At 70.5% G+C, this 24147-nt stretch carries 28 protein-coding genes; 17 read left to right on the forward strand and 11 right to left on the reverse strand.

The features are described 5' to 3' along the window. Window positions 1-130: 130 nt before the first annotated feature. From ABIE45_RS24400 to ABIE45_RS24415, 4 genes are all read left to right on the forward strand, one after another. Window positions 131-592, forward strand: a complete 462-nt coding sequence (locus ABIE45_RS24400; protein WP_192708897.1) for a hypothetical protein — start codon at window positions 131-133, stop codon at window positions 590-592. 2 nt (window positions 593-594) lie between these two features. Continuing rightward, window positions 595-1257 (forward strand): ribonuclease T2, encoded by a 663-nt coding sequence (locus tag ABIE45_RS24405; RefSeq protein WP_192708898.1) that lies wholly within the window; start codon window positions 595-597, stop codon window positions 1255-1257. Between the two features lie 66 nt (window positions 1258-1323). After that, on the forward strand, window positions 1324-2172 hold the full coding sequence (locus tag ABIE45_RS24410; RefSeq protein ID WP_192708899.1) for a 23S rRNA (adenine(2030)-N(6))-methyltransferase RlmJ: 849 nt from the start codon (window positions 1324-1326) through the stop codon (window positions 2170-2172). A 223-nt stretch (window positions 2173-2395) separates the two neighbouring features. Further along, entirely contained in the window at window positions 2396-3673 is a 1278-nt protein-coding gene (locus ABIE45_RS24415) for a porin (protein ID WP_192708900.1), read from the forward strand. 154 nt (window positions 3674-3827) lie between these two features. Here ABIE45_RS24415 and ABIE45_RS24420 read toward each other — a convergent pair whose 3' ends face one another. Then, window positions 3828-4382 (reverse strand): GNAT family N-acetyltransferase, encoded by a 555-nt coding sequence (locus tag ABIE45_RS24420; protein WP_192709068.1) that lies wholly within the window; start codon window positions 4380-4382, stop codon window positions 3828-3830. A gap of 190 nt (window positions 4383-4572) precedes the next feature. On the opposite strand from ABIE45_RS24420, the gene ABIE45_RS24425 reads away from it, so the two are divergent. Beyond that, on the forward strand, window positions 4573-6075 hold the full coding sequence (locus tag ABIE45_RS24425) for a peptidoglycan DD-metalloendopeptidase family protein (RefSeq protein WP_192708901.1): 1503 nt from the start codon (window positions 4573-4575) through the stop codon (window positions 6073-6075). 346 nt (window positions 6076-6421) lie between these two features. Here ABIE45_RS24425 and ABIE45_RS24430 read toward each other — a convergent pair whose 3' ends face one another. After that, on the reverse strand, window positions 6422-6751 hold the full coding sequence (locus tag ABIE45_RS24430) for a YidB family protein (protein WP_209578375.1): 330 nt from the start codon (window positions 6749-6751) through the stop codon (window positions 6422-6424). Window positions 6752-6878: 127 nt separating this feature from the next. On the opposite strand from ABIE45_RS24430, the gene ABIE45_RS24435 reads away from it, so the two are divergent. After that, entirely contained in the window at window positions 6879-7268 is a 390-nt protein-coding gene (locus tag ABIE45_RS24435) for a hypothetical protein (RefSeq protein ID WP_192709084.1), read from the forward strand. Here the strand turns inward: ABIE45_RS24435 and ABIE45_RS24440 are convergent. Beyond that, complete coding sequence (locus ABIE45_RS24440) at window positions 7265-7687, reverse strand: YidB family protein (RefSeq protein ID WP_192708903.1); 423 nt, start codon at window positions 7685-7687, stop codon at window positions 7265-7267. The two genes, ABIE45_RS24435 and ABIE45_RS24440, sit on opposite strands and share 4 nt — an antisense overlap. 125 nt (window positions 7688-7812) lie before the next feature. Between ABIE45_RS24440 and ABIE45_RS24445 the strand changes: the two genes are divergently transcribed. The 6 genes from ABIE45_RS24445 to ABIE45_RS24470 all read left to right on the forward strand — a co-directional run bounded on the left by ABIE45_RS24445 (window position 7813) and on the right by ABIE45_RS24470 (window position 13298). Beyond that, window positions 7813-8694, forward strand: coding sequence for an alpha/beta fold hydrolase (locus ABIE45_RS24445; protein ID WP_192708904.1), 882 nt, complete (start codon window positions 7813-7815; stop codon window positions 8692-8694). Window positions 8695-8826: 132 nt separating this feature from the next. Beyond that, the gene (gene yajC, locus ABIE45_RS24450; protein ID WP_192708905.1) at window positions 8827-9159 is read left to right on the forward strand and encodes a preprotein translocase subunit YajC; all 333 of its coding nucleotides are present in this window, start codon (window positions 8827-8829) and stop codon (window positions 9157-9159) included. A 57-nt stretch (window positions 9160-9216) separates the two neighbouring features. Continuing rightward, the gene (gene secD, locus ABIE45_RS24455) at window positions 9217-10821 is read left to right on the forward strand and encodes a protein translocase subunit SecD (RefSeq protein WP_192708906.1); all 1605 of its coding nucleotides are present in this window, start codon (window positions 9217-9219) and stop codon (window positions 10819-10821) included. Between the two features lie 246 nt (window positions 10822-11067). Further along, window positions 11068-12009 carry a protein translocase subunit SecF gene (gene secF / locus ABIE45_RS24460; protein WP_192708907.1) on the forward strand — a complete coding sequence of 314 codons (942 nt, stop codon included), beginning with the start codon at window positions 11068-11070 and terminating at the stop codon, window positions 12007-12009. Between the two features lie 12 nt (window positions 12010-12021). Then, the gene (locus ABIE45_RS24465; protein ID WP_192708908.1) at window positions 12022-12420 is read left to right on the forward strand and encodes an MTH938/NDUFAF3 family protein; all 399 of its coding nucleotides are present in this window, start codon (window positions 12022-12024) and stop codon (window positions 12418-12420) included. After that, window positions 12420-13298: a phytoene/squalene synthase family protein gene (locus ABIE45_RS24470; protein WP_192708909.1), complete on the forward strand. Its 879-nt coding sequence runs from the start codon at window positions 12420-12422 to the stop codon at window positions 13296-13298. The genes ABIE45_RS24465 and ABIE45_RS24470 overlap by 1 nt, the downstream gene beginning before the upstream one ends. Window positions 13299-13406: 108 nt before the next feature. Here the strand turns inward: ABIE45_RS24470 and ABIE45_RS24475 are convergent, their stop codons facing one another. The 5 genes from ABIE45_RS24475 to ABIE45_RS24495 form a co-directional block, all read right to left on the reverse strand. Next, entirely contained in the window at window positions 13407-14003 is a 597-nt protein-coding gene (locus ABIE45_RS24475) for a methyltransferase domain-containing protein (protein WP_192709069.1), read from the reverse strand. 62 nt (window positions 14004-14065) lie between these two features. Continuing rightward, entirely contained in the window at window positions 14066-14830 is a 765-nt protein-coding gene (gene surE, locus ABIE45_RS24480) for a 5'/3'-nucleotidase SurE (protein ID WP_192708910.1), read from the reverse strand. Then, window positions 14830-16176, reverse strand: coding sequence for a serine--tRNA ligase (gene serS / locus ABIE45_RS24485; RefSeq protein ID WP_192709070.1), 1347 nt, complete (start codon window positions 16174-16176; stop codon window positions 14830-14832). Before serS ends, surE begins: the two co-directional genes overlap by 1 nt. Before the next feature lie 252 nt (window positions 16177-16428). Continuing rightward, window positions 16429-16794 carry a nuclear transport factor 2 family protein gene (locus ABIE45_RS24490; RefSeq protein ID WP_192708911.1) on the reverse strand — a complete coding sequence of 122 codons (366 nt, stop codon included), beginning with the start codon at window positions 16792-16794 and terminating at the stop codon, window positions 16429-16431. 78 nt (window positions 16795-16872) lie between these two features. Next, the gene (locus ABIE45_RS24495; protein WP_192708912.1) at window positions 16873-17316 is read right to left on the reverse strand and encodes an OsmC family protein; all 444 of its coding nucleotides are present in this window, start codon (window positions 17314-17316) and stop codon (window positions 16873-16875) included. Between the two features lie 164 nt (window positions 17317-17480). Between ABIE45_RS24495 and ABIE45_RS24500 the strand changes: the two genes are divergently transcribed. Continuing rightward, the gene (locus ABIE45_RS24500; RefSeq protein ID WP_192708913.1) at window positions 17481-18356 is read left to right on the forward strand and encodes an ATP-binding protein; all 876 of its coding nucleotides are present in this window, start codon (window positions 17481-17483) and stop codon (window positions 18354-18356) included. Between the two features lie 8 nt (window positions 18357-18364). Here ABIE45_RS24500 and dut read toward each other — a convergent pair whose 3' ends face one another. Both dut and ABIE45_RS24510 read right to left on the reverse strand, forming a co-directional pair. Continuing rightward, window positions 18365-18835: a dUTP diphosphatase gene (gene dut, locus ABIE45_RS24505; RefSeq protein WP_192708914.1), complete on the reverse strand. Its 471-nt coding sequence runs from the start codon at window positions 18833-18835 to the stop codon at window positions 18365-18367. Next, on the reverse strand, window positions 18832-19713 hold the full coding sequence (locus tag ABIE45_RS24510; RefSeq protein ID WP_192708915.1) for a CoA ester lyase: 882 nt from the start codon (window positions 19711-19713) through the stop codon (window positions 18832-18834). Before ABIE45_RS24510 ends, dut begins: the two co-directional genes overlap by 4 nt. A gap of 137 nt (window positions 19714-19850) precedes the next feature. Here ABIE45_RS24510 and ABIE45_RS24515 point away from each other — a divergent pair, with 137 nt between their 5' ends. Genes ABIE45_RS24515 through ABIE45_RS24525 form a run of 3 tightly spaced genes read left to right on the forward strand, consistent with a single transcriptional unit; the run spans window position 19851 to window position 21893 of the window. Continuing rightward, window positions 19851-20612: a DUF429 domain-containing protein gene (locus tag ABIE45_RS24515; protein ID WP_192708916.1), complete on the forward strand. Its 762-nt coding sequence runs from the start codon at window positions 19851-19853 to the stop codon at window positions 20610-20612. 54 nt (window positions 20613-20666) lie between these two features. Beyond that, entirely contained in the window at window positions 20667-21182 is a 516-nt protein-coding gene (locus tag ABIE45_RS24520) for an NUDIX domain-containing protein (RefSeq protein ID WP_192708917.1), read from the forward strand. Between the two features lie 45 nt (window positions 21183-21227). Further along, a complete protein-coding gene (locus ABIE45_RS24525; RefSeq protein WP_192708918.1) occupies window positions 21228-21893 on the forward strand; it encodes a carbonic anhydrase in 666 nt (221 codons plus the stop codon). A gap of 87 nt (window positions 21894-21980) precedes the next feature. On the opposite strand, the gene ABIE45_RS24530 is transcribed toward ABIE45_RS24525, so the two are convergent. Then, entirely contained in the window at window positions 21981-22685 is a 705-nt protein-coding gene (locus tag ABIE45_RS24530) for a DUF4142 domain-containing protein (RefSeq protein WP_192708919.1), read from the reverse strand. A 295-nt stretch (window positions 22686-22980) separates the two neighbouring features. Here ABIE45_RS24530 and ABIE45_RS24535 point away from each other — a divergent pair, with 295 nt between their 5' ends. Beyond that, complete coding sequence (locus ABIE45_RS24535) at window positions 22981-24129, forward strand: acyltransferase (protein ID WP_192708920.1); 1149 nt, start codon at window positions 22981-22983, stop codon at window positions 24127-24129. Window positions 24130-24147: the final 18 nt, after the last annotated feature.

Here is a 24147-nt window from a genome sequence, read left to right on the forward strand (position 1 = left end):
TAGCGGCCGCGCCGCACCCTCCGCCAAACGACGGCCCAACGGCGGCCCTTGAGCCTCTGACGCTTGACTGGCGGGTCTGCGGGGCCATCGTTCCGGGATGCTGGACCGCACACCCGCCGAGACTCGCGCCATGCGCCCGATCCTGAACGGCCTCGCCCTTGGGCTGGCCCTCCTCCACCTCGCTCAGCCGGCCCTCGCCCGCTCGGCGCGCGAGGATATCGAGCCCGCCGAGGAGCGGGAATTTCCATTCGACGCGCAGATCCCCGGCTGCCAGGACCCGTCGGTGCTGGAACGGGTCTCGACCAACTTCGCCGAGAAGGAGGCGAAGTTCTGGAACTCGTCGATGACGATCGTCTCGTTCGACAGGATCGAGCGCACCGCCTGGCGGCCCTGGGGGCTCGACACTTATCCCCGGCGCTTCTGCACCGCGACCGTGACCACGTCGGACGGCTTGCGCCGGAAGGTCGACTATTCCGTGCGCGAGAGCCTCGGCATCATCGGGGCGACCTGGGGCGTGGAATTCTGCGTCCACGGCCTCGACCGCGACCTGGCCTACGCCTACGCGACGGCCTGCCGGATGGCGCGGCCCTGATCATGCGCGGCCTCGCCGCCTGCCTCGCCGGCCTGCTGCTCGCCGGCCCGGCCGCCGCGCAGGATTACGGCGGCTTCGCCCGGCGGGGCTCGCCCGGCGATTTCGACTTCTACGTGCTGGCCCTGTCGTGGTCGCCGACCTATTGCGCCGGGGCGGGCGAGCGCCGGGACGATGTCCAGTGCGCGCCGGGGCGGGGTCTCGGCTTCGTCCTGCACGGGCTGTGGCCGCAATATGCGCGCGGCTATCCCGAGAATTGCTCGGCGGTCGCGCGCCAGCCGACCCGGCAGGCGATCGAGGTGGCCGGGCAGGTCTATCCGAGCGAAGGCCTCGCCCGCTACGAGTGGCGCAAGCACGGCACCTGCTCGGGGCTCGACCCGGCCGCCTATTTCAACGCGGCCCGGGAGGCCCGGCTCGCCGTGACGATCCCGGAGAGCCTCAAGGGCGGCGGCCCGACGCAGAATCTGGCGCCCATCGAGATCGCCCGGCAATTCGTGGCCGCCAATCGCGGCCTGCGTCCCGACATGATGGCGGTCACTTGCACGCGCGGCCAGCTGCAGGAGGTCCGGATCTGCTTCGGCAAGGACCTGCGCGGCTTCACCCCCTGCCCCGAGGTCGCCCGCGCCAATTGCCGCGCGCCGGAGATCACCCTCGACGCCGCGCGCTGAGATTTTTCGGCGGTTTCGGCGCGCGGCGCTGGACCCGAGACGCGGGATCGGCTTCAGCGCGTCTCCATGAATTATCGGCACGCCTTCCACGCCGGCAATCACGCCGACGTCCTCAAGCATCTCGTGCTCGCGCGCGTGCTCGACCACCTGCGCCTCAAGGACAAGCCGTTCCGGGCGTTGGACGCCTTCGCGGGTCTCGGCATCTACGACCTGGAGGCCGACGAGGCGTCGCGCACCGGCGAGTGGCGGGACGGCTGGGGCCGGATGGATACGCCCTTCGCGTCGGACGTCGAGGCGCTGCTCGCGCCCTACCGGGCGGCGGTGGCGGCGGTTCAGGCACGCTACGGGGCGACCGCGTATCCCGGATCGCCCGCGATCATCCGCGAGGCGCTCCGCCCCGGCGACAAGGGCGTGTTCGTCGAGCTGCATCCGGCGGATGCCGTCACCCTCGGGGCGCGCTACGAGCGCGACACGCGCACGAAGGTGCTGAACCTTGACGGCTGGATCGCGGTCAACGCCCAAATTCCGCCGCCCGAGCGGCGCGGCCTCGTGCTGATCGATCCGCCCTATGAGGTCCCCGGCGAGATTGAGCGGTTGGGGGCCCACCTCGTCCGGGCGGTGGCGAAGTGGCCGACCGGCCTGTTCCTGGCCTGGTACCCGATCAAGGACGCCGCCGCCCTCGAACGGATGGTCCGGGACCTCGACGCTGCCCTCCCCCGCCCGGCGCTGCGCCTCGACCTGCTGATCGACCGGCCCGACGACCCGACGCGTCTGACCGGCAGCGGCCTGATCGTCGTCAACCCGCCCTGGCGCCTCGCCGAGGAAGCAACGACCTTCCTTCCAGCTCTTGCCGAGCGATTGGCCCGCCATGAGTTCGGAGGATTTCGTTGCGACCCGATCGGTGCGGCGGCCTGACGCGACAGCATTGGACAGGTCTCGCCAAGCTGTTCGGTGCTCTTCGCAGTCAAGGCAGGCGGCCGACAGGGCAAATGTGGCTGCAAAGTCACATTTCCTGAGCGATCGTTGTTAGGGATATCGATCTGCTCAAAAAATATGCAAATGCTCTATGTTTAGTTTTGTGTCAAACGCAACGCGATGTCAGCTTGGCCGTGAGCGAACCCGAACGAGCTGCGACACCATGCTGAAGCGATCCACCCTGGCCGGCCTGGCCACCGTGCTGCTGTCCTCGACCAGCATCCTCGCGGCCGATCTGGCCGCCCCGGCTCCGACGCCTGTTCCGCCCCCCGCCGAACCGTGCAAGGCCACGCTCCTCGGCCCGGTCTATAGCGGCGTGATCAAGGCCAACCCGAACCCGACCTGCTTCGCCGCGGGTCCGCTCGGCGACCTTTACGTAGGCGGCGCCGTCACGGGCTACGGCTACACGCAGACCAACCCGTTCGCGTCGTTCTCGACCCCGGCGGCCCCCAACGACCGCGACCGGTCCGCGCGATTCGACTTCTCGAACATCCAGGGCATCATCCAGAAGCCCGAGGGCGCGTTCCAGTTCTACATCCAGGCCGGCGGCTACTCGATCCCGCAGCTTGGCTTCCCGACCCTCGGGACCTTCACGCAGACGGACCTGCTGTTCGGCCCGGTGCCGGTCGCCTACGGCAAGATTCAGATCAACGATGAATGGTCGATCCAGGGCGGACGGATGTTCACCCTGATCGGCACCGAGCTGCTCTTCACCTACCAGAACCTGAACATCAACCGCGGCCTCCTGTTCGTGCAGGAGAACTTCATCAACCAGGGCGTTCAGGTCAATTACAGCAGCGGCCCGCTCTCGGTCTCCCTCGCCGGCACCGACGGGTTCTTCTCCAACGAGATCACGTGGTTCACCGGCAACGTCGCCTACAAGCTCGACGACTACAACACGATCGGCGTCAACGGCGGCCTGAACGTCGGCCGGACCAACGCCCTCGACCGGAGCGCCCGCTACCAGTTCGCCACGCCGAACGCGCAGCAGAACAGCGGCATCTTCAACATCAACTACACCTACGCGAACGGCCCCTGGATCATCTCGCCGTACTTCCAGTTCACCAATGTCGAGCGCGACCTGCGCGTCGGGATCGGCAACACGGCTTCGACCTATGGCGGCGCCCTGCTGGCGGCCTGCTCGTTCACCGACAATTTCTCGCTGGCCGGCCGCATCGAGTACACCGAGCAGACGGGCGTCCGGGGTTCGGGCGGGACGAACCTGCTGGGCTTCGGGGCCGGCAGCAACGCGTTCTCAGTCACCGTCACGCCGACCTTCACGTTCGATCGCTACTTCTTCCGGGTGGAGTACGCGCACGTCGAGCTCGGCGGCATCACCCGCGGCAACCTCGCGGAGGGTACGCTGGGCACCGGCTTCGGCCGGGACGGCAACCGCACCTCGCAGGACCGCTACATGGTCGAGACCGGCATCACCTTCTGATCCGGTCTGACGGCCGGCCTTCGGGCCGGTTCCGGACAAGCCCTCGGCTCACCGCCGAGGGCTTTTTATGTTCTGGCGCCGGTCGGTCCCCGGCAAGAGCAGCACCGTCCGCCGCTGCGCGGGCGTGCTGCGGCCTGCGTGACGCTTCCGGCGATCAGGATCGCCGGAGCAGGCGGCGTCCCGGCCGGTGGCCTTCCTCCCCGGTATCGCGGAAGCCGAGCTTCTCCAGAAGGCCCCAGGACGCGACGTTGGCCGGGCGGCACTCCGCGACGACTCTGCGTGCCGGGAATCGCCCGCCGAGGAAGGTGATGACCGCCGAGACCGCTTCGAAGGCGTAGCCGCGCCCGCGGGCGGCACCGCCGATCCAGTAGCCGATCTCGATCACGCCGGCGCCGCGCAGATGCGTTCCGACCACCCCGACGAGGTCGCGCCCCGCCGACGCCTGCTGCGCCCCGGTCCCGCCGGTCTCCCGCGTCCAGGCGCCGAGGAAGCGGTCCTGGCCGCGGGAGCCGCTGCGAATCAGATCCTCGGCATCCTGGATGGTGAACGGGGTCGGCAGGAAGTCCACCGCCGCGGTGATCGCCGGATCGTCCGTTAGCCGACGGAGGGCCTGTGCATCCTCAGTCCGGAGTCCCGCGATCGACAGGCGCGCGGTCTCGATCGCGGGCAGATCGGCAAGGCTGTCGCGGGCGGCGCGGATGGTGAACATCCCCTCGATGTGGGGTGCCGGCCGGGACGGAAAAGGCACGAAGGCGGCCCCTCGGATCATCCCGCGCGCTGCGCGAAAGGCCGAAGAAGTCTTCGCGCCACGGTCGCAGACATGCTGAACGGGAACGGTTGCTTAACCTGAATCCGTCTTCATTGGCGCATCAAGTTGCGTCAGGCAAACGGGTGCGTCGATGCGGGTGCGCGGTACGGGTCAGATGTTGCGGACGCTGTCGCGGGTCGCCCTCATCGGCATCATTGGCGGTGCAGCCGCCGCCTGTTCCTCGGACGCGTCGCGCCTGAGCAACCCCTTCTCGAACCCGTTCGAGTCGGAGCCTGCTGCTACGGGGAGCCTGCCGGATGGCAGCCTCAAGTCCGTGCCCGCGATCCGCACCGGCCGCATCCAGTCGGAGGCGCTGAGCCCGCCCGGCGCCTCGCGCCCGGTCGCGGCCGCCACGCCGGCGCAGACGCACGCCGCCCCACCCGCGACCCGCGTCGCCTCCACCGGCCCGGTCGGCTGGAGCGCTCAGGGCGGCACGCAGATCACCGTGTCGCAGAACGACAGCCTGAACCAGATGTCCACCCGCTTCGGCGTGCCCGCCTCGGCGATCCTGGCTGCCAACGGCCTGACCAGCGCCAGCCAGATCACCCCGGGTCGGCAGCTCGTGATCCCGGTCTACAACGCCTCCGGCATGAACCCGGCCGCGGCCCCGATGACCGCTCGCCCGGCCCGCGCGGCCGAGGAGAAGCGCGAGGACGCCAAGCAGGTCGAGAGCAAGCTCGCCGCGAAGCGCGACGAGGCCAAGGAAGCCGCCAAGCGCGAGGACGCCAAGCGCGAGGAGACCAAGCAGGCTGCCAAGGAAGCCGCGAAAGAGGCGACCAAGCGCGCCGCCGCTGAGAAGGAGGCGGAGCGCAAGGAGGCGCTCGCCCGCGACGCCGCGGCCCGGAAGGTCGCCGAGGCCAAGTCCCGCAAGGACAGCGCGTCGAAGGACGACGAGAAGCCGCGGCACGTGCGCCCCGGACAGGTCGCCAAGGCCGACGAGAAGAAGGCGGATCCGAAGGCCGAGGCGAAGGCCAAGGCTGGGGCGAAGGCGGAGGCGAAGGCGACTGAGGCCAAGGCTGAGGCGAAGGCCGCCGCTAAGGCCGAGGCTGCGCAGAAGCTCGCGGAAGCCAAGGCCGCCAAGGAGGCTGCGCAGAAGGCGGCCGCCGCGGAGAAGGCCGAGAAGGTCGCCGCCAAGGAAGCTCCGAAGCCGGTTGCGGCGGTGATGCCTCCGGCCCAGGCCAAGTCCGAGCCCGTCACCACCAGCTCCGTGGCCGACGCGACGCCGTCGGAGAGCTTCCGCTGGCCCGCCAAGGGCCGGGTGATCGCCGGCTACGGCAGTTCCGGCAACGAGGGCATCAACATCGCCGTGCCAGAGGGCACGCCGGTCAAGGCGGCCGAGGAGGGGACGGTCGCGTATGCCGGCTCGGACGTGAAGGGCTACGGCAAGCTCGTGCTGGTGCGTCACGCCAACGGCTACGTCTCGGCCTACGCCCATAACGGCGAGATCGACGTGAAGCCCGGCGAGAAGGTCAAGCGCGGCCAGACGATCGCGAAGTCCGGCGCCTCCGGCAACGTGACCTCGCCGCAGCTGCACTTCGAGATCCGCAAGGGCGGCTCGCCCGTGGATCCGATGTCCCAGCTCGCCAGCAACTGAGCGGCGCGGAGCTGCCTGTGTCCGGCGGCGGTCCCGAGAGGGGCCGCCGTTCGCGTCTGCGGCACAGGCTCGACCGGAATTGCTGCGCGTCGGCGATCCAGGGCGCGGGGGATGCCGGATCCAGACGGTTTCCGGCTGAAGACCGCGGGCGGTGTATTCCTCGTCGTCACGAGCCCAGCGAAGTGACCCAGGGAAGTGCGACTTCAGGCATCGTCGCGCCGACTGGATTGTCTCGCTCCGCTCGCAAAGACGGTGCTGCCGGAGCGATTACCCCGGGAATGGCGGCAGACCCGTCGCCGCGATCTCCGAAGCGTCTCCGCCCGACCGGCCGCGAGAACAGGCGCGCTCAGGCCTTCGGCGCCTGCAGGGTGCCGTCTGGGCTGTGGCGGTCCACCGCCTCCGGCAGCGCCTGTGCCAGCGTCGGGAACAGCTGATCCATCGGGATGCCGAGCTTCTGCGCGATCTGGCGGACCTGATCGTTGTCGAGGACCTTGCGCAGATCCTCCGCCTTGATCGGCTCATTCGGTCCGCGGCCGAGCCAGGAATTGACCTGGCTCTCGTAGCCCGAGCGGCGGAGCTGATCGACCAGCGCGTTGAGACCGCCGGGAAGAACCTGCTGGATGACGCCGGGCAACGCCTTGAGCGCGATCTCCCCGAGGGAATTGAGCAGGCTCATGCGGGTCTCCCGTCGTGCAACGTCGGCGGCGATACTAGAGCACATCGCCTGAAGAGCGAGAGACCCGCGGCGCGACCGGACTCCGTGAACCGCAATTTGGTCGACAGAGATTCGGCCGTGGCCCGGAATGACGGCCCGCAACACGTCCGACGGTCGCGCGGTCGGGAGAATCCCGATCCGATCGCTGGTCCTGCCCTTCCTTGTCTCGGTCTGGTCGGGTGCGGCACCGGCGGCGCCGCCCGAGACGACCCGGCACGCGGAGGCGCGTCCTCTCACCGACGTCGTCTTCTCGGTCTGGTCGGGTGCGGCACCGGCGGCGCCGCCCGAGACGACCCGGCACGCGGAGGCGCGTCCTCTCACCGACGTCGTCTTTGTCCGACCGCTCTTCGGCACGTACCGGCATTGTGGTGGGGCCTGCCTCAAGAGCGGTGAGCTCTCCTGGTTCTGCTTTGCGAAACAGACCTGCTACCTGAGCTGCGCGACCGCGCCGCCGCTGATGAAATGCCCGACCCCTTAAGCAGCGTCGGGTGCTGATCGCACCTGCGTGCTGAAATTCGGCTGCGGTTTCAGCTGCCCGTTCTCGCTCTGCTCCGCCACGGCGGCCGGCAGGAATTCCGACAGGACAACGGCCACGCGGCCTTCCGGCACACCCAGGTCATAGGCGAGACGCTCCGCGACCCCCTCCGGCAGGCATCGTGCGATGGCGGCCGCCGGCACCGGCCGCCGCGCCTCCGGCCCCGCCCCGGAGGCCAGCCAGGACGCGACGGCGTCGCCGTGACCGGCCTCTCGCAAGCGGTCGAGGAAGGCAGTGAGACCGCCGGGATAGATTTTGGCCATCGTCAGGGCTAGCTTGCCGCTCCCGGTCTGCTCCAGGACCCGGTCGGCTGCAGCAGCGACGTCGCCGATCAGATTCTTCGCACCGTCAAGCAGGCTCATCAAACTCCTCCGTCGTGTTGGTCGATCGCGCGGGAAGGTCGGGCGCGGATCGGCGCCGGCAAGCGCGTGCGGCAATTGCACGAGGAGCGATTAGGATCCCTGTCTCGGCATCGCGGGAATCATCCATGAAGCGTGTGCAGGCCGGCGTCCTCGACGTTGCGTATCTGGAATTCGGTCCGCCGGACGGACCGCCCGCCGTGCTGCTCCACGGCTTCCCGTACGATGCCCGCGCCTGCACCGCGGCGGCCGAGCGGCTCGCCGCCACCGGGGTTCGCTGCCTCGTCCCCTATCTGCGCGGCTACGGGCCGACGCGGTTCCTGGATCCGGCGACCCCGCGCTCAGGCGAGCAGGCGGCGCTCGGGGCCGACCTGCTGGCCTTCCTTGACGCCCTCGGCATCGCGCGCGCCGTGCTGGCCGGGTACGATTGGGGCGGCCGGGCGGCCTGCGTGGTCTCGGCGCTCTGGCCGGACCGGGCCAGGGGCTTGGTGAGTTGCGGCGTCGGCTACAACATCCAGAACATCCCGGCCTCCGGGCGGCCCGTTGCGCCCGAGGCGGAGCACCGGCTCTGGTATCAGTACTACCTCCACGGCGAGCGCGGTCGCGCCGGTCTCGCGAGCGGCCGGGACGCGTTCTGCCGCCTGCTCTGGCAGCTCTGGTCGCCGACCTGGGCCTTCGATGCGGACACCTACGCGCAAACCGCTCCGTCCTTCGACAATCCCGACTTCGTGGACGTGGTGGTGCATTCCTACCGCCACCGCTTCGGACTGGTGCCGAGCGATCCGGCGCTGGTCGAGATCGAGGCCCGGCTCGCCGCCCAGCCGGCGATCACCGTGCCGTCGATCGTGCTGCTCGGCGCCGACGACGGCGTCGCGCCGCCGTCCGCGACCGACACGGAGGCCCGCCGCTTCACCGGCCCGTACCGGCGTGAGATCGTCGCGGGGGTCGGCCACAACTTTCCCCAGGAGGCACCCGACGCCTTCGCGGCTGCGGTGCGCGCCCTGCTGTGAGGCCGCAGCCGATGCCCGTCGCTTCGACGTTGCTTTCGGGAAGCCCCTGGCTATAGTCCGCGCGCTTTTCGACAGGTCTGCCCACGCCGAAAACCGGCGGCAGGCCCGATCGCCATTTGCAGGAGACGCTCGTTGATCACCCCCGCCTTCGCGCAAGGGGCCGGTACGGCCGCTGGCGGAGCGGAGATCGCCTTTCAGGTGATCCCGTTCGTCCTGATCTTCGTGATCATGTACTTCCTGATCCTGCGGCCGCAGCAGAAGCGGGTCAAGGACCACCAGACTCTGCTCAAGTCCGTGCGCCGGGACGACACGATCGTGACCAATGGCGGCCTCGTCGGGCGCGTGACCAAGGCGGCCGATGACGCGGCCGAGATCGAGGTGGAGATCGCCCCCAACGTCCGCGTGCGCGTGGTCCGCACGATGATCTCCGAGGTCCGCGCCAAGGGCTCGGTGAAGGCCGCCTGAGCTTCCGTTTGAACTGGCCGGCGTAACGCGCCGGCCCACAAGAGAAAAAGACGGCCGATGCTGCGCTTCTCCCGTGCGAAGATCATCGCGACGCTGGGCCTGATCCTGGTGGGGCTGATGCTCGCCGTGCCGAGCTTCTTCTCGCCCGAGCAGCGCAAGGGCTTCGTCGCCAGCCTGCCCTCCTGGTTCCCGAGCTGGGTGGTGCCGACCCGGGCCATCGTGCTCGGCCTCGACCTCCAGGGCGGCTCGCAGCTCCTGCTCGAGGTCGACCAGAACGAGCTGATCGCCTCCCAGGCCAAGGCCCTGCGCGACGACGTTCGCCGGGTGCTTCAGCAGGAGAACGTCCGTGCCGACGGCGGCATCGGCCTGCTCCAGCGCGGCGTCCAGGTGAAGGTCGCGGACGACGCGGCCCGGGCCAAGGTCCTGCCGAAGCTTCAGGAACTGTCGCTGCCGATCACCACGTCGCTCGGCCAGACGGCGGCCCGGACCCTCGACGTCTCCGAGCAGCCCGGCGGCGTGATCCGCCTGACGCTGACCGATGCCGGGATCACCGACCGGACCCGCCGGGCGGTGAGCCAGGGCATCGAGGTCATCCGACGCCGCCTCGATTCCACCGGCACGACCGAGCCGTCGATCCAGCAGCAGGGCGCCGACCGGATCCTGATCCAGGTGCCGGGCGAGCAGAATCCTGAGCGCCTGGAGAAGCTTCTCGGCTCAACCGCCAAGCTCGAATTCCGGATGCTCGCCGACAGCCCGTCCGGCGACGTCGACATGCTGCCGTCGAAGGACGAGAAGGGCGCCAAGGTGCCGGTCGAGCGCCGGGTCATGGCCGATGGCGGCGAGCTGACCGACGCGCAGCCGGCCTTCGACCAGCAATCCCACGAGCCGATGGTGAGCTTCAAGTTCAACCTGCGCGGCGCGCAGCGCTTCGGGCAGGCGACCTCGGAGAATGTCGGCCGCCGCATGGCGATCGTACTCGACAACGAGGTGGTGTCGGCGCCCGTGATCCGCTCGGCGATCACCGGCGGCTCGGGCCAGATCACCGGCAACTTCACGGTCCAGCAGGCCAACGACCTATCGGTGCTGCTCCGGGCCGGCGCGCTGCCGGCTAAGTTCACCGTGGTCGAGCGCCGCGTCGTCGGACCGGGTCTCGGCCGCGACTCTATCGAGGCCGGCAAGCTCGCGACCCTGGTGGCGGCGGCCCTCGTGGTGGCGTTCATGTTCGCGACCTACGGCACCTTCGGCTTCATCGCCAACATCGCCCTGATGGTCCATGTCGGGCTGATCCTGGGTCTGATGTCGGTGCTGGAGGCGACCATGACGCTCCCGGGCATCGCCGGCATCGTGCTGACCATCGGCACCGCGGTGGATTCCAACGTGCTGATCTACGAGCGCATGCGCGAGGAGAGCCATGCCGGACGCTCGCTCATCTCGGCGCTCCAGGCCGGCTTCGACCGGGCCTTCGCCACCATCATCGACTCGAACTCGACCATGGCGATCGCCGCCCTGATCCTGTTCTTCCTCGGCTCGGGCCCGGTGAAGGGTTTCGCCGTGGTCTTCATCCTCGGCATCCTGACGACGGTCATCACCGCCGTGACGCTCACCCGGATGATGATCGCCGTGTGGTACAAGACCTTTCGGCCCAAGGCCCTGCCGTTCTGACGACGGGGTCGTCGCACACCCAAGTGCTTTTTCAGGAGGTTGGCGAAGCGTCTCTCGTCTGATCGCCCGACCGGGCGGCCCACCCTGTCATCCCGGGGCTGCGCAGCAGAGCCCGGGATCCAGACACGCCGACGGCGCCGGCCCTGGCGCGGCCGCGGTTCTGGTATCCGGGCTCGCCCTTCGGGCGGCCCGGAATGACGGCGGATCAGCGAGACCGTACAGCGGCCCCGCCTATCGAGACCGACCATGCGCCTGCTCCGCCTCTGGCCCGATGAATCGCATTTCGACTTCATGCGATTCCGGCGTTTCACCTTCCCGCTCTCGGCGCTGCTCTCGCTCGCCACGGTGGCCCTGTTCCTGACGATCGGGCTGAACTTCGGCATCGACTTCAAGGGCGGGACCCTGGTCGAGCTGCAGGCGAAGTCCGGCACGGCCGACGTCGCGTCGATCCGGCACACCGCCGCGGGCTTCGGCTTCGGCGAGCCGGAGGTGCAGGAACTCGGCAACCAGGGCACCGTGCTTGTCCGCCTGCCGCTCCAGCCCGGCGAGCAGGGCCAGACCGCGGTGATGAACAAGGCGCACGCCGCGTTCGACAAGGATTACGATTTCCGCCGCACCGAGACCGTCGGCCCGCGCGTCTCCGGCGAGCTGGTCCAGTCCGGCACGCTCGGCGTCGTGCTCTCGGTCGTGGCCGTGCTGCTTTACCTGTGGTTCCGGTTCGAGCGGGAACTGGCGCTCGGCGCCATCGTCGGCACCCTCCACGACATCGTGCTGACGGTCGGCGTGTTCATCATCACCCGCATCGAGTTCAACATGACCTCGATCGCCGCGATCCTGACGATCGTGGGCTACTCGCTCAACGAAACGGTCGTGGTGTTCGACCGGACCCGCGAGCTCATGCGCCGGTACAAGACCATTCCCACCGTCGATCTGCTCAACCTGTCGATCAACTCGACCATGTCGCGCACCGTGATGACGTCGATCTCGTCGTCCCTGTCGCTGCTGGCGCTGGTGCTGTTCGGCGGCGAGGCGATCAAGGGCTTCGCCGTGGTGATGCTCTGCGGCGTCGTGATCTGCACCTACTCGGCGATCTTCATCTCGACGCCGGTGTTGATCTACCTGGGGCTGATGCTCTCGGGCGCCCGCGCGGCGGCCGAGCGGTCGAGCGTCCCGCAACCGGCGGAGTAGTTTGTTTCGGACATGGCCGAGCGGGAGACCCCGAAGAGCTTCGAGTCCGGCTTCGTGCCGGGCCGCCACATCATCGACACCTACGGCAATGGCGGCTTTCGCTTCGCCGGCATGTCCCATCGCGGCTCGATCCTGATGCTGCCCTCGGGGGTCCGCGCCTGGGACGTCACCGAGCCTCGGGCGATTGATCGGACGGCGCTCCGCCCGGTCCAGGCCGAGGCGGCGGGGATCGAGCTGCTTCTCGTCGGCACCGGCCTCGACATTGCGGCGATCGACCCGGCGCTGCGGGGCTGGCTCAAGGATTTCGGCGTCGGGCTCGACGTGATGCAGACCGGCGCCGCCGCCCGCACCTACAACATCCTCGTGGCCGAGAACCGCAAGGTCGCGGCCGCGCTGATCGCGGTGGCCTGATGCCGGAGGCCGACGGCAAGACGGCGGAGACCGGGCTCGCCTTCGCGCAGTCCCACTGCGAGGATCTCGTGCGGGCCGGCGACCCGGACCGCTACTACGCGACCCTGTTCGCCCCGGCCGCCGCCCGCCCCCACCTCTTCGCGCTCTACGCCTTCAGCCTGACCGTCGCGCGGGTGCGCGAGGCGGTGTCGACCCCCATGGCCGGTGAGATCCGCCTGCAATGGTGGCGCGACGCCCTCCAGGGCGAGGCACGGGGCGACGTGCGGGCCAACCCGGTGGCGGCCGCCCTTGAGGAGGCGATCCGGGTGAACCGCCTCGGGCGCCAGCCCTTCGTCGATCTGATCGATGCCCGTGTGTTCGACCTCTACGAGGACCCGATGCCCCGGGTGAACGATCTGGAGGGGTATTGCGGCGAGACCGCCTCGGCCCTGTTCCGGCTGGCGAGCCTCGTGATCGCCAACGGTACCGAGCCGGGCGGCGCGGGCGCGGCCGGTCATGCCGGGGTGGCCTACGGGATCACCGGGCTCCTGCGCGCCCTGCCCTGGCACGCCCGCTCGGGGCAGGTCTACCTGCCAGCCGACATCCTCGGCCGCTACGGCGTCACCCGCGAGGACATCGTCACGGGCCGCGGCGGGCCGGGCCTGCGCCGGGCCTGCGCCGACCTCCGCGCCCTCGCCCGGCAGCACCTGAAGGCTTTCGAGGCGGCGCGCCCGACCATCGCGCCGTCGGCCGGGGCGGCATTCCTGCCCGTAGCCCTGGTGGAGCCCTATCTCGCCGCCATGGAGCGGGCGTCCTACGACCCGCTCAACACGCCCGTGGAGCTGCCGCGCTGGCGGCGGCTGTGGCGCCTCTGGCGGGCGGCGCGGCGGGTGAGATAGCTGCGGCTTCGGCGTCCTTGAGAGCGGAGCGAAGCAATCCAGCGGCGCCACGCCCATGGATGTCGCGCCGCTGGATTGCTTCGCTGCGCTCGCGATGTCGGAACGTTGTCAGAGTACGCGCGCGAGCACCGGGACCAGCGCCGCGAGACGGACCTGCGCGCCCAACTCCGCATCGGCCTCCGGCGAAGCCAGCACGGCGGCCCGGCAAATCCCGTCGCCGCTAAGCCCCGTCACCAGCCGCCCGCCCGGTTCGAGGGCCGCGCGCCAGTGCGGCGGGATCGCCGCGACGCTGCCGTGGACCAGGATCCGGTCGAAGCCTCCATCGGGCAGTTCCGGGGCGAGCCCGTCCGCCCGGACGACATGCACCTCGGCGAGGGCCGCCAGCTGTCGCGTCGCCATCCCGGCCAGCGTCGTGTAACGCTCCAAGCTCAGAACCGCGCCGGCGCCGAGCTGGGCCAGCAACGCGGTCACGTAGCCCGAGCCCGTGCCGATCTCCAGGACGCGCTGACCCGGCTCGAGCCGCAGCAGCGCCAGCATCAGCGCCACCGTGGACGGTGCCGTCATCGACGCGCCGCAGGGCAACGGCAGGGCAATGTCGCGCCGCGCATGCTCCCGATGCGGTTGCGGCGCGAAGGCGTCCCGCGGCACCTGCTCCATGGCCCGCAGCACTGCGGTGTCCCGCAGGCCCCGGCCCCGAAGCGCCATCACGAAGGCCGCGTTGCCGGCAGCCGCCTCCAGGCTGCCCAGATCGATCGACGTCCGTTCGATCACCCGGCGAAGGCCTGCGCGAAGCGCGTCAGCGTCGGCTCGTCGGTGAGGTCGAGGCGCAGCGGCGTCACCGAGATCCGTTTCTCGGCGATGGCCTTGAGATCGGAGCCGTGGCCCGGCTCGAACCGCGCCTTGGCGAAGGCCAGCCAGAAATACGGGTTGCCGCGCCCGTCGACCCGCGCGTCGATCGACAGCAGCGCCTGGTTGCGGAAGCCCTGTGCGGCCACCGCGACGCCCTGCACCTCGGCCGGCTCGCAGTCCGGGAAGTTCACGTTGACCAGGATGCCGGGCTCGATCCCGGTCTCCAGGATCTTGCGGATGACCTTCGCGCCGTGCGTCTGGGCGCAGTCCCACTTGAGCGCGCCGCGCCCGCCGGCGCCGTAGGCTTGGCTGAGCGCGATCGAGCGGATCCCGAGGATCGTCCCCTCCATGGCGGCCGCGATCGTGCCCGAATAGGTCACGTCCTCGGCGACGTTCTGGCCGCGGTTGACCCCCGACAGGACGAGGTCCGGGCCGTGATCGCCCAGGATGTGACGCACGCCCAGGATCACGCAGTCCGACGGCGTGCCCTTCACGGCGAAGCGCTGCTCCGAAACCTGCCGCAGCCGAAGCGGGTCGTTGAGCGAGAGCGAGTGCGACACGCCGGACTGGTCGCTCTCCGGCGCCACGACCCAGACGTCGTCCGAGAGCTCCCGGGCGATCTCCTCCAGGGTACTGAGCCCCGGCGCGTGGATGCCGTCGTCGTTGGTGACCAGGATGCGCATCAGCGGGTGCCCTCGATCCGATTGAGCCCGCCCATGTAGGGGTGGAGCACCGACGGGATCGTGATGCTGCCGTCCGGGTTTTGGTAGTTCTCCATCACGGCGATGAGCGCGCGGCCGACCGCGACGCCCGAGCCGTTGAGGGTGTGGACATAGGCCGGCTTGCCGTCCTTGCCCCGGTAGCGGGCGTTCATCCGCCGTGCCTGGAAGTCGCCGCAGACCGAGCAGGACGAGATCTCGCGGTGGGTGCGCTGGCCCGGCACCCAGACCTCGATGTCGTAGGTCTTCTGGCTGGCGAAGCCCATGTCGCCGGTGCAGAGGGTCATCACCCGGTAGGGCAGATCGAGCTTCTTCAGCACCGCCTCGGCGCTGGTCAGCATCCGCTCGTGCTCGTTGGCGGATTCCTCCGGCGTCGTGATCGAGACCAGCTCGACCTTGCTGAACTGGTGCTGGCGCAGCATGCCGCGGGTGTCCCGCCCCGCCGCCCCGGCCTCGGCGCGGAAGCAGGGGGTGAGCGCGGTGAAGCGCAGAGGGAGTTCTTCCTCGCGGAGGATCGACTCGCGCACGAGGTTCGTCAGCGGCACCTCGGCGGTCGGGACGAGCCAGAAATGCTCGTCGCTGACCGGCGCGGAGTCCGCGCCCGCCTGCCCCTGCAGCGCCTTGACGTAATCGAGGCCCTTGAAGACCGAGAACTGGTCGTCCTCGAACTTCGGCAGCTGCGCGGTGCCGAACATGGCGGCGTCGCGCACCAGCACCGGTGGCGCCACCTCCAGGTAGCCGTGCTCCTGCGTGTGCAGGTCGAGCATGAACTGGCCGAGCGCCCGCTCCAGCCGCGCGAGCTGGCCTTTGAGCACCACGAAGCGCGAGCCGGACAGCTTGGCCGCCGCCTCGAAATCCATCAGGCCGACGGCCTCGCCGAGCTCGAAATGCTCCTTGCCCTCGGTCAGCCGCTCGCGGGTGGAGGCGTGGCTGCGGTAGAGGACGTTGCCGTGCTCGTCGGCGCCCTCCGGCACGTCGGCCTTCGGCCGGTTCGGGATCGCGGCGAGCCGGTCGGCCAGGGTCTTGTCGGCCGCGTCCTGCGCGGCTTTCAGCTCGGGCTCGGCTTCCTTCAGGGCCGCGACCTCCGCCATCAGGGCGGCGGCACGGTCCTCGTCCTTGGCCTTCTTGGCGCCGCCGATCTCCTTGGCCAGCGCGTTGCGCCGCTCCTGATTGGCCTGCGCGGCCGAGACCGACGATTTCCGCGTCTCGTCGAGGGCGATCAGCTCGGCCGAGAGCGGCGCGAGGCCCCGGCGGGCGAGGTCGCGGTCGAAGGCGTCCGGGTTCTCCCGGATGGCGCGGATGTCGTGCATCGAGTCGGCTCGGGTCTTCTGCGCGGCGTCGAGCGCGCGGGCCCCGCTTTGCCGCATCGCGTCCGGTGGGACAAGCGCGGGTGTCGGACCGGTCCGACTCGGATCGGCATTCTCTCTCACCGTCATTCCGGGGCGCCGGGGGCGGGCCCGGAATCCAGAACCGCCACGCGCACCGGAACCTGGCGCGTTGGTGCGTCTGAACCCCGGGTTCCGCTGCGCGGCCGCGTGGTGACGAGGCCTATAAGCCGGCCGTCACGCCTTCGGCGGCGCGAGCTTGAGCTGGTCGATCGCCCAGAGCCACGTCCCGTCCGCCTGCTCACGGGCGACCTCCACCGAGAATGCGCCCTTGGGCAGCTGCGCGAAGGTCATGGCGAGCGCGCCGTTGCGCAGGGGCGGCGGCGTTTCCGGCGCCGGGAAGTCGGATTTGCGCGCCAGCAGGTCGGCGTAGAAGGTCCGGATCTCGGCATGGCCGGTGGCGACCACGCGGCCGGCTGCCAGCACCGCGTCGGGTTCGTAGAGGGCGACGAGGCCCTCGACGTCGCCGGCATTGGCGCGTCGGTTGAACAGGGCGGCAAGCTCCTCGGGGGCGCGGGCGGGCTCTCGCGTCTGGTCCGACATGGCGTCTCCTCGTCCGGCCGTGGCGACCGGTTGGTCCTGCGGAAATGCGCCGGGCCGCCGATTTTTCCCCGGCCTGAGTCATTTCAGGCGCGTCCCGTCGCGGTCCGTCACCGAGACGGCTACCGGGATCCCGGCCTTCACGCTCTCCGAGACGGTGCAGAACCGCTCGAACTGCTCCAGCACCCGGTCGATCCGGGGCATCTCGGCGGCGCTGGCCCCGAGCTGAATGTGGACGCCGATCCCGGTGACCCGCAGCCGCCCTTCGGCGTTGCGCTCCACCCGGCAGAACGCCTCGGCCGCCACACCCCGCGCCTCCTGGCGGAACTTGCCCAGGGCGAAGACGAGGCTGGCGCAGAGGCAGTTCGCGACCCCGGAGATCAGGAGCTGCTCGGGGAACGGCCCGGTCCCGCCGCCGATCGGCGGTGCCTCGTCGGTGATCAGCGCCGGCAGGGCCGAACCGAAATCCACCGTGAAGACGTAATCGGCGACCTGGGTGATCCGGATCGTCGGTCCTGTTTCCATCGTGCTCCCCGGCGTCATCGCGCCCACCCCGCCGGGAGACTCAACGCCCGATCCGGGTTCGCGTTCGGAAGACCTGCGTCATGCGTCCGGATACGGATGATTTCCCGGAATCTTCCCCGTAGAACCGGCCGCTTGACCGACCTGCACGCGAACCCCCCGATCCGATGACGAGCCCCGCGACCCTCGACGCCCTGATGCCGCTCTTGGAGCGCATCGCCACCGCGCTGGAGCGGGCCGCGCCCGCAATCCCGCCGGCCTTCGACCCGAACGCCGCCGACGCCTTCCTGTGGGGCCCCGAGCGCCGGCTGACCCCGGTGCCGCAGGTCGCCCGCGTGGAGATGGGCCTGCTTACCGGCATCGACCGGGCACGCGACACCCTGGTGGAGAACACCGAGCGCTTCGCCCGCGGCCTGCCGGCCAACAACGCCCTGCTGTGGGGCGCCCGCGGCATGGGCAAGTCCTCGCTGGTCAAGGCGGCCCATGCCGAGATCAACGCCCGCCGGCCTGCCGGCAGCCTGCCGATGAAGCTCGTGGAGATCCACCGCGAGGACATCGAGGCGCTGCCGGACCTGATGGCCCTGCTGCGGCCGGACCCGCACCGCTGGCTCGTCTACTGCGACGACCTCTCCTTCGACGCCGATGACACCTCGTACAAGTCGCTCAAGACGGCGCTCGACGGCGGCATCGAAGGGCGGCCGGGCAACGTGCTGTTCTACGCCACCTCGAACCGCCGGCATCTCCTCGCCCGCGACATGATGGAGAACGAGCGCTCGACGGCGATCAATCCCGGCGAGGCCGTGGAGGAGAAGGTCTCGCTTTCGGACCGTTTCGGCCTCTGGCTCGGCTTCCACAAGTGCAGCCAAGACGAGTACCTGGCGATGATCCGCGCCTATGCCGACCGCTACGGTCTCGCCGTGCCGCCGGAGCAGCTGCGCGCCGAGTCCCTCGAATGGGCCACCACCCGTGGCTCGCGCTCGGGCCGCACCGCCTTCCAGTTCATCCAGGATCTTGCGGGGCGGCTCGGCAAGACCCTCGACTGAGAGGCGGCCTAGCGCCCGCTTGATCCGAACCCGCCGGCGCCCCGGTCCGAGCCGGGGCCGGGCGCGCCCTCCAGCATGGTCAGCACCGGCCGGGTGATCCGGGTGAAGACGAGCTGCGCAATCCGCTCGCCCGGCTCGATCCGGACAGGCTCGGATTCGTCCCGATTCCAGGCGGAGACCATCAGCGGGCCCTCGTAATCCGCGTCGATCACCCCGGTGCCGTTGCCGAGCACCAAGCCTTCCCGGTGGCCGCGGCCCGAGCGGGGGAAGATCAGCCCGCACCAGGCGGGATCGCGGATCAGCACGGCGAAGCCGGCGGGGATCAAGACCGGCTTGCCCTGAGCCGGGAGAACCAGGGGCACATCGAGGCAGGCATGCAGGTCAAGGCCTGCCGCGGCCGACGAGCCCCAGCGCGGGAAGCCCCAGCCCGGCAGGCGCGGGTCGAGCAGCCGCAGGCCGACCTCGGGCAGGTCGCTCACGCGGAGAGCCGCGCGATCGCCTCGGCCATGGCGAGCGTCCGCCGGGCCGCCTCGACGTGAAGGCGCTCGACCATCTTGCCGTCCACCGCGATCACGCCGCGCTCGCGGTTCTCCGGCGTGTTAAAGACGTCCATCAGCCGGCGCGCCTGCGCGATCTCCTCGGCGTCCGGCCCGAAGGCCGCGTTGGCCGGGCCGATCTGGCTCGGGTGGATCAGCATCTTGCCGTCGAAGCCGAGGTCGCGCCCTTGCGCGCACTCGGCCTCGAACCCGGCCGCGTCGGTGAGGTCGGTGAAGACGCCGTCGATCGCCTCGATCTCGTAGGCTCGGGCGGCGGCCAGGACGTTCATCAGCCAGGGCATCAGCGCGGCCCGCCCGGGCGGCCGGATCCGGGACGCCTTCAGCAGGTCGTTCGGGCCGATCACCAGGGCGCCGAGCCGCCCGTCCACGTCCCGGGCCGCGCCCGCGATCTCGGCGGCGTTCACCACCGCCATCGGCGTCTCGATCATCGCCCAGACCCGCGTCGCCAGCGGCGCGCCGAGGCGGCGCAGGCGCGAGCCCACGGCGATCAGCGCGTCGGAGGCGCGGACCTTCGGCACCAGGATCGCGTCCGGGGCGGCCGGCGCGAGCGCGACGAGGTCGGCCTCGCCGTCCTCGGTCTCGGGCGGGTTGATGCGGACCACGATCTCGCGCTGGCCGAAGCCCCTCGCCGCAACCGCGGCAGCGACCTGCGCGCGGGCCTGAGCCTTCACCGCGGGTGCGGTGCCGTCCTCAAGGTCGATCAAGATCACGTCGGCGGGCAGCGTCCGCGCCTTTTCAAGCGCCCGGGCGTTGGAGCCGGGCATCGCCAGCACGCTGCGGCGGGGACGGATCTCGCTCATCACGCTTCTCCCGGGGCTGCGGCGCCCGTCCGGGCGCGGATAGCTTTCCGCGCCCGGACGGGCAAGGCAGACAAGACCATCGCGGGCTTCGGGTTCCGGGCCAGAGGCGCGGCGCGGGATCGGCAGAGGGAGCGAGGATGGCGCGCTGGATCGCGGGGCTGGACGGTTGCCGGGGCGCCTGGGCGGGCGCCCTCATCGACGTTGACGATCCGGCTCGCCACCGCTGCGCCTTGTTCCCCGACGTCGCCGCGCTCCTCGACACGCCGGAACAGCCGCTGATCGTCGGAATCGACGTGCCGATCGGATTGCCCGACCGGATCTTCGGTGGCGGACGGTCCGCCGATCGCGCCGCCCGCGCGCGCCTGGGGCCGGCGCGCTCCTCGGTCTTCCCAATGCCGCCCCGCGCCGCGGTGTACGCGCCGGACTACGAATCCGCGAAGGCGGCCTCCCGCGCCGGCAGCGAGCCGCCCTTCGCGCCCTCGATCCAGGGCTTCAACATCTTCCGCTACGTCCGCGCGGTGGACACGCTCCTGCGGGAGCGCCCGGAGGCGCGCGACCGGCTCCACGAGGTCCACCCGGAGGTCGCGTTCCACGCGCTCAACGGCGACCGGCCCCTCGGCCTGCCCAAGAAGGGCCGGAACGCGCAGGCGGGTCTCGCCCTGCGGCGGACCCTCCTGGCTGCCGCCGGCCTGCCCGCGGCGCTGGTCGTCGGCCGGGTCAAAGGTGTCCCGGAGGATGACCATCTCGACGCCCTCGCGGCGTTGGTCGTCGCCCGCGACATTCTCGACGGCTGCGCTGTGCCGCTGCCGGTGCGGCCGGAGCGCGACGCGCACGGGCTGCCGGTGGTGATCTGGGCGCCGGCCTCACGGGCGGACGATCGAACCCCGCCGGAACGGTGATCATTTGCACCGAACCGGTGTTCATCGCGAACCGCGCGCTCTAGCTCAGCCGCCATGAGCGCAGAAACCCCGCTTCCGATCCGTCATATTGCCCGGGCGATCGTCCTCGATCCGCAGGACCGGATCCTGCTGATCGCCTACACGTCGGTCCACGCCAAGGGTCCGGACGGGGCGCCGCTCCGGTTCTGGTTCATGCCCGGCGGCGGTCTGGAGCCCGGCGAGGACCACGTCACCGCCTGCCGGCGCGAGCTTGAGGAGGAGATCGGCCGCGCCGACGCGACCATCGGCCCACAGGTCGCCGCCTGCGACGGGCCGTTCCACCTGTTCCGCCAGTCGCGGGACGCGCGCGAGCGCTACTTCCTCGTCCGCCTGCCGGACGACCGGGTCGATACCAGCCGCCTCGCCGAGACCGAGGACAACCCCCTGATCGGCACGCGCTGGTGGCCGCTCGATGAACTGCGCGCCAGCGGCGAGCGCGTCGAGCCCGTGGGCCTCGCCGAGCTTGCAGCCGAAGTCGCGAGCGGGACTATTCCGGTCCAGCCGCGCGTTCTGACTTGGCAGGATCCTTGAGTTCCACTCCGCGCAACGCGGAATCCTCTAACTGGAGACGAATTGATGTTCCCCATCTACCTGACTGAAGGGTACCGGTCCTTCCTGCAGGACCGCTTCCCGACGGAGCGCCGCCGCTTCGCGCAGCTCGCTTCCAGCCAGAATCCCGAGATCCTGATCATCAGCTGCTGCGACAGCCGTGTCTCGCCCAGCGCGATCTTCAATGCCGGTCCGGGCGAGCTGTTCACGATCCGCAACGTCGCCAACATCGTGCCGGTCTACCAGCCCGATGGGCAGTACCACGGCACCTCGGCGGCTCTGGAATTCGCCGTCCAGGCGCTGGAGGTGAAGCACATCGTCGTGCTCGGCCACGCCACCTGCGGCGGCATCAAGGCCTATGCCAACAAGGCCAAGCCGCTCTCCCCAGGCGACTTCATCGGCAAGTGGGTCTCGCTCGTGGGGCAGGCCGAGTCCAAGGCGGGCGATCCCGACGCGCCGGACTACCTGACCAAGCTGGAACTCGCCGTCGTCAAGCAGAGCATCGAGAACCTGCTAACCTTCCCGTTCGTGAAGGAGCGGGTTGACGACGGCCGGATCGAGCTCCACGGCGCCCATTTCGGCGTGGCCACCGGCTCGCTGCTGGTCTGCGATCCGAAGACCGGCGAGTTCAAGCCGCCGCTCGACACCGCCGGGTTGGCGGTCCGTTCGGTCGCCGCCATCGCATGCGACTGAGCGCGACGCGGACATAAAAAAGGCGGCGGGCTTGCGCCCGCCGCCGATCGGCCCGGCGCGAAGCCGGGCCTTATGCCGGATCGTGTCTTACATCGCGCCCGGCAGACGCTGGGCCATCTGGAGGTGCATCTGCAGGGCCGGCAGGGCCTGCTGGGCGTAGTTGCGCAGGGCCGGGTTCGGGCCGCCCTGGGCATAGGCCTGGGTCATCGCGAGGCTCATCTGATGCGCCTGGATCTGCTGGGTCGCGTACAGGCGATCGAACCGCGCGCCGGCCGGGGCAGCCGAGAGCTCCGACAGCATCGCCTGCTGCTCGGGGTTCGGCGGCACGATGGTGGAGGCGCCGGTGGCCATGACCTCGCCACGACCGATCTGGCTGCCCGCTGCGGCACCGCGCGCTGCGCCCGCACCCGCGCCCTCGAGGCCGCCGACCGGGCCGCCCGACAGGGTGCCGCCGACCACGCCGGTCGCCGCGCCGACACCGGCGCCGACCGCGCTGCCCGCTACAGCGACAGGGGCGGTGATCAGGCCGCCGAGGCCCGGATCGCCGGCCGCCATGGCGCCGGTCTGGCCGCCGGCGAGGGCGACGTTGGCGGCGCGATGGTCACGCAGCACTTCCTGGGCGTAGGAGCGGATCCGCGGATTGCGCGACTTGGACAGCGCAATCTGCGAGGACTGGATCTCGAATGCGTTCGCCTGCATCGACTGGACGCGGAAGTCGTTGGCGCTCTGCGCGAGAGCCGGCGTCGACAGCGCCAGGACGAGCGCGGAGGCAGCAGCATAATTCTTGAGCATCGGAACCTCTTGTCAATGTGGACGCGCGAACGGGCATGGTACGCTGCACGCGGAGATCGCAGACCTCACGCCGGCGCGTTCGCGAATTGGTGCGTCAACGAGGCCATCGGCTTATGGTTCCTGCTGTTTTTGCTTCGCGCCAGGCAGGATCTACGATGGATTGGCGGCCTTGGAGACACGTGTCACCGACCAACCAGGGTGATGGATTTCGGGCTCGCTCCCGGCGCGCCGCAATGACGGCGCGATCGTCCGACCTCGGACGGGCGGCTCGTCGCGACCGGGCCGCGGCCGCTGCATGAGCCTCGTCGCCGTCCAGATCCTGCGCGCCGCGGCGGCGCTGATGGTGGTGTGGCACCACGCGCGGCACGAGGCCGGGCTGCTCGCCGGGCGCGGCGCCGGCCCGGCCCTCGACCCCGGCACGCTGCTGCCCTGGTGGGGCGGGGTCGATCTGTTCTTCGTGATCTCCGGCCTTGTCATCGTCCTGGCGGCCGGGCGCCTGTTCGGACAGCCGGGCAGCCGGGGGCGCTTCCTGGCGCACCGGGTCGCCCGGGTGGTGCCGCTTTACTGGCTGGTGAGCCTCGCCTATCTCGGCCTCGCCCTCGCCCGCCCGGAGCTTCTCGGCGAGGCCGCCGCGCTGGCCCATGATCCCGGGGCGCTCGTCGCCGGGTTCCTGTTCTGGCCGGCGGCCCGGCCCGACGGCACCGTCCAGCCCCCCTACGGCCTGGGTTGGACCCTGAACTACGAGGCCTTCTTCTACGTCCTCTTCGCGGCCGGACTCGGCTTCGGCCGACGCGGCGCGGTGGCTTGGCTGGCCCTGGCCCTGGCGCTTCTGGTTGCCGCCGGGAGACTCATGCCCGACCTGCCGGTGCCGCTGCGCTTCTGGGCGGATCCAATCGTGCTGGAATTCGCGGCCGGCGCCGGCCTCGCCCTCGCCTATCGGGACGGATTCCGGCCTGGGCTGCCGGTCCGCCTCGTCCTCGCGGCCCTCGGCACCCTGGGTCTTGTCCTGGCGGCCCGCTGGCTTGCCGGCCTGGACGGGGCCGACGGGGTCCTCCGCCCGCTGCTCGTCGGCGTGCCGGCGGCGCTGCTGGTGGCGGCCGCGCTCGGGCCGGAGAGCGACGCCGCGCAGGTCTCACGCCTACCGGCCGCGGTGCGGGGCCTCGTGATCCTCGGGGACGCGTCCTACGCCCTCTACCTCGTGCATCCCTTCGCGCTGCGCCTCGTCCGCGAGGCGCTGCTCCGGCTCGGCCTCGCGCCGGCCGTGCACCCCTGGGGCGGGATGGCCCTGATGCTCGCGGGCAGCGTCGCTGCCGCCCTGCTGGTCCACCGCCTCGTCGAGCGGCCGCTTACCCGGTGGGCCCGGTCCCGTCTCGATCCAGGCGACGCGCAAAACCGTGTGCGCGCCGTGCCGTGCCCGGTTCCACAGAGCGGCCGCCCGGATTAGCCTCGCCCCCCGAGGAGG

This window comes from Methylobacterium sp. OAE515 (assembly GCF_041806315.1).
In the GTDB taxonomy this organism is placed as follows: domain Bacteria; phylum Pseudomonadota; class Alphaproteobacteria; order Rhizobiales; family Beijerinckiaceae; genus Methylobacterium; species Methylobacterium tardum.

Bases quoted from the DNA above. Each gene is read 5' to 3' on its own strand.
- ABIE45_RS24400 (WP_192708897.1), top strand. From the start codon at position 131: ATGCGCCCGATCCTGAACGGCCTCGCCCTTGGGCTGGCCCTCCTCCAC.
- ABIE45_RS24405 (WP_192708898.1), top strand. From the start codon at position 595: ATGCGCGGCCTCGCCGCCTGCCTCGCCGGCCTGCTGCTCGCCGGCCCG.
- ABIE45_RS24410 (WP_192708899.1), top strand. From the start codon at position 1,324: ATGAATTATCGGCACGCCTTCCACGCCGGCAATCACGCCGACGTCCTC.
- ABIE45_RS24415 (WP_192708900.1), top strand. From the start codon at position 2,396: ATGCTGAAGCGATCCACCCTGGCCGGCCTGGCCACCGTGCTGCTGTCC.
- ABIE45_RS24420 (WP_192709068.1), bottom strand. From the start codon at position 4,382: ATGTTCACCATCCGCGCCGCCCGCGACAGCCTTGCCGATCTGCCCGCG.
- ABIE45_RS24425 (WP_192708901.1), top strand. From the start codon at position 4,573: ATGCGGGTGCGCGGTACGGGTCAGATGTTGCGGACGCTGTCGCGGGTC.
- ABIE45_RS24430 (WP_209578375.1), bottom strand. From the start codon at position 6,751: ATGAGCCTGCTCAATTCCCTCGGGGAGATCGCGCTCAAGGCGTTGCCC.
- ABIE45_RS24435 (WP_192709084.1), top strand. From the start codon at position 6,879: ATGACGGCCCGCAACACGTCCGACGGTCGCGCGGTCGGGAGAATCCCG.
- ABIE45_RS24440 (WP_192708903.1), bottom strand. From the start codon at position 7,687: ATGAGCCTGCTTGACGGTGCGAAGAATCTGATCGGCGACGTCGCTGCT.
- ABIE45_RS24445 (WP_192708904.1), top strand. From the start codon at position 7,813: ATGAAGCGTGTGCAGGCCGGCGTCCTCGACGTTGCGTATCTGGAATTC.
- secD (WP_192708906.1), top strand. From the start codon at position 9,217: ATGCTGCGCTTCTCCCGTGCGAAGATCATCGCGACGCTGGGCCTGATC.
- secF (WP_192708907.1), top strand. From the start codon at position 11,068: ATGCGCCTGCTCCGCCTCTGGCCCGATGAATCGCATTTCGACTTCATG.
- ABIE45_RS24465 (WP_192708908.1), top strand. From the start codon at position 12,022: ATGGCCGAGCGGGAGACCCCGAAGAGCTTCGAGTCCGGCTTCGTGCCG.
- ABIE45_RS24470 (WP_192708909.1), top strand. From the start codon at position 12,420: ATGCCGGAGGCCGACGGCAAGACGGCGGAGACCGGGCTCGCCTTCGCG.
- ABIE45_RS24475 (WP_192709069.1), bottom strand. From the start codon at position 14,003: ATGGCGCTTCGGGGCCGGGGCCTGCGGGACACCGCAGTGCTGCGGGCC.
- surE (WP_192708910.1), bottom strand. From the start codon at position 14,830: ATGCGCATCCTGGTCACCAACGACGACGGCATCCACGCGCCGGGGCTC.
- serS (WP_192709070.1), bottom strand. From the start codon at position 16,176: ATGCACGACATCCGCGCCATCCGGGAGAACCCGGACGCCTTCGACCGC.
- ABIE45_RS24490 (WP_192708911.1), bottom strand. From the start codon at position 16,794: ATGTCGGACCAGACGCGAGAGCCCGCCCGCGCCCCCGAGGAGCTTGCC.
- ABIE45_RS24495 (WP_192708912.1), bottom strand. From the start codon at position 17,316: ATGGAAACAGGACCGACGATCCGGATCACCCAGGTCGCCGATTACGTC.
- ABIE45_RS24500 (WP_192708913.1), top strand. From the start codon at position 17,481: ATGACGAGCCCCGCGACCCTCGACGCCCTGATGCCGCTCTTGGAGCGC.
- ABIE45_RS24510 (WP_192708915.1), bottom strand. From the start codon at position 19,713: ATGAGCGAGATCCGTCCCCGCCGCAGCGTGCTGGCGATGCCCGGCTCC.
- ABIE45_RS24515 (WP_192708916.1), top strand. From the start codon at position 19,851: ATGGCGCGCTGGATCGCGGGGCTGGACGGTTGCCGGGGCGCCTGGGCG.
- ABIE45_RS24520 (WP_192708917.1), top strand. From the start codon at position 20,667: ATGAGCGCAGAAACCCCGCTTCCGATCCGTCATATTGCCCGGGCGATC.
- ABIE45_RS24525 (WP_192708918.1), top strand. From the start codon at position 21,228: ATGTTCCCCATCTACCTGACTGAAGGGTACCGGTCCTTCCTGCAGGAC.
- ABIE45_RS24530 (WP_192708919.1), bottom strand. From the start codon at position 22,685: ATGCTCAAGAATTATGCTGCTGCCTCCGCGCTCGTCCTGGCGCTGTCG.
- ABIE45_RS24535 (WP_192708920.1), top strand. From the start codon at position 22,981: ATGAGCCTCGTCGCCGTCCAGATCCTGCGCGCCGCGGCGGCGCTGATG.